We start from the raw sequence: 2,379 nt of genomic DNA on the forward strand, positions 1-2,379 counted from the left end.
CTTGTCGTGGGGGTGGTGGGGAGAACGGGGCTGCTCTTCGTTTTCCGGCACAAGAACACCTTCTTCCAGATGTAATTGTATCATATTTTTGGGGCAGGACGATAGTTTGCGGAAAGCCGGTGACGTCCGAGTTTTGCCGGGCTGAAACACGCTAAGCCCTGGGGCAATAGAAGCCGCAGGCCTGCTTTTCCGGCCGGACCTTTGCCACAACTTTGGCCAGGGGGGGCTCTTTGCAGGCCGGATAAAGTCTCTAGCCTGAAATTCAAATCGACGGAGAGGAGAAACCGGAGGAAGAGCTCATGGGGGAGGGTTAATAAAATAACCCTAAGCTCTTCATGGTAAATCTGATTAGTGCTTCTCCTGTCATCCTGGCTGATAGAGGCAATCTAATATATTGACGATTAAACAAATAGAAGTAAAATATAATTGAGAGGCTTTTTTCATGACAGTTTTTACAGGGAGGCGATATACAATAGTGCAGCAAGATTTGGAAGGTATCACCGGCAGCCTGGTAGATGCCTTGTGGCAGTTCTGGCGCCTGTGGCGCCAGGTTTCTCATCCTGTGCGTAAAGGTAAAATCACACCTGAGCAATACTGGCTCCTGAAGCGCCTGAAACATGCTGGTCCGCTTACTATCGGGGAACTGGCCGAGGGCCTGGGTATAACCAGCAGCTCGGCAACATCAGCGACCAAACGGCTGGCGAAAATAGGCCTGGTAAAGCGGGACAGGCAGATGGATGATGAAAGGGTGGTCACCGTTGACCTAACCGACACCGGCCGGGAAATGCTTGAGCAGTGGGCGAACGAGAAACGGGCCGCCCTGGCAAGCTTACTGACGCCGTTAACGTTAGAAGAACGGCACCTTCTTTTAAAGCTAATCAATAAAATCAATCGCATGTAAAAAGCAAAGCCCCCGGGGAGAAGAGAGATATGATTTATTCTATAGAGGTACAAAATCTGATCAAGCGCTTTGGTAATCATGAAGCCGTCGCCGGTATCAATTTCAATATTAAAAAGGGCGAGGTGTTCGGCCTGCTGGGGCCTAACGGCGCCGGGAAAACGACCACTATCCGCATGCTGGCCACCCTGCTGCCGTCGACCTCCGGCAGGATCGTGGTTGAAGGGCTGGACGTGCTCCGCCAGGGCGGCCAGGTACGACAAGTAATCGGCTACGTCCCCCAGGCCCTCTCGGCGGATGGGACCCTGACGGGCTACGAAAACCTGCTGCTATTTGCCAAATTGCTGCGCCTGGACAGGCAAGAACGCGAAAAACGTATTGGGGACATCCTGGCCCTTCTTAACCTGCAAGAAGCCGCCCACAAGCTGGTGCGGGAGTATTCGGGGGGCATGGTACGGCGACTGGAGATAGGGCAGGCTATCCTGCACCGGCCGCAAGTGCTGATTTTAGACGAGCCGACGGTGGGGCTGGACCCGGTAGCCCGCCACACCGTCTGGAACACTTTAAAACAGCTACGTGAGGAAACCGGGCTGACAATATTGATTACCACTCACTATATGGAAGAAGCCGAAGCCGCCTGCCAGAGGGTGGCTATTATGAACCGCGGCCGGATTGTAGCCCAGGGCACGCCTGCCGAACTGAAAAAGGCAACCGGCAACCCCGGCGCCACTCTGGAGAACGTATTTACGTATTACACCGGCGACCAGTTAGAAACAGGGGGGAGTTTCCTTGAAATACGAAAGACGCGCCGTCGCGTCCAGCGATTCAACTGAAAAACCAATAAATACAGGCCTTATGCAACCTTTCGGCCCTGGTTCCGGGCTTCTGGCTTACCTTACAAGCTCCCTGGTAGTGGCGGAGATGGAGGTCCGTAAATTGCGTCATGACCCCACGGAATTATTTACCAGGGCCGTCCAGCCGGTTTTGTGGCTGCTTATATTCGGCCAGGCCTTTTCCCGCGTCCGGGCCATACCGACCGGCGGCGTCAGTTACCAGACATTTATGGCGCCGGGGATCCTGGCCCAGTCCATGATGTTTATTGCCATTTTTTACGGCCTGAGCATTATCTGGGACCGGGACCAGGGCATCCTGCAAAAACTTCTGGCCATGCCGGTACCGCGGGCTGCCTTTGTCACGGGCAAGGCCCTAGGAGCAGGTATTCGCACCCTTAGCCAGGTGGTTATTATCCTTTTTCTCGCTTTATTATTGCGCCTGGACATGCGCTGGAGCATGACCGGCATAGTTTTCAGCATGCTGACGATAATTATTGGGGCCTCGTTCTTTGCCACACTATCAATGATTTTTGCCGCCGTAGTAAAAACAAGGGAACGGTTTATGGGTATCGGCCAGGTGATGACCATGCCTTTATTCTTTGCCAGTAACGCCCTTTACCCTATCAACATTATGCCGCCGTGGCTCCA

General features: G+C 53.6%; 3 protein-coding genes. All 3 read left to right on the top strand.

The window, feature by feature from the left end:
• Positions 1-475 precede the first annotated feature (475 nt).
• Positions 476-901, top strand: coding sequence for a MarR family winged helix-turn-helix transcriptional regulator (locus SDD30_RS17240; protein WP_434076164.1), 426 nt, complete (start codon positions 476-478; stop codon positions 899-901).
• 29 nt (positions 902-930) lie between these two features.
• Positions 931-1,731 (top strand): ABC transporter ATP-binding protein, encoded by an 801-nt coding sequence (locus tag SDD30_RS17245; protein ID WP_434076165.1) that lies wholly within the window; start codon positions 931-933, stop codon positions 1,729-1,731.
• Between the two features lie 22 nt (positions 1,732-1,753).
• On the top strand, positions 1,754-2,379 hold a 626-nt coding region (locus SDD30_RS17250; RefSeq protein ID WP_434076166.1), incomplete at its 3' end, for an ABC transporter permease.

It is taken from the genome of Moorella naiadis (nom. illeg.), from assembly GCF_051020825.1.
Lineage (GTDB): Bacteria > Bacillota > DSM-521 > Neomoorellales > Neomoorellaceae > Neomoorella > Neomoorella naiadis.

What these genes read in the sequence shown, in the direction of transcription:
- SDD30_RS17245 (WP_434076165.1), top strand. Translation starts at nt 931, where the DNA reads ATGATTTATTCTATAGAGGTACAAAATCTGATCAAGCGCTTTGGTAAT.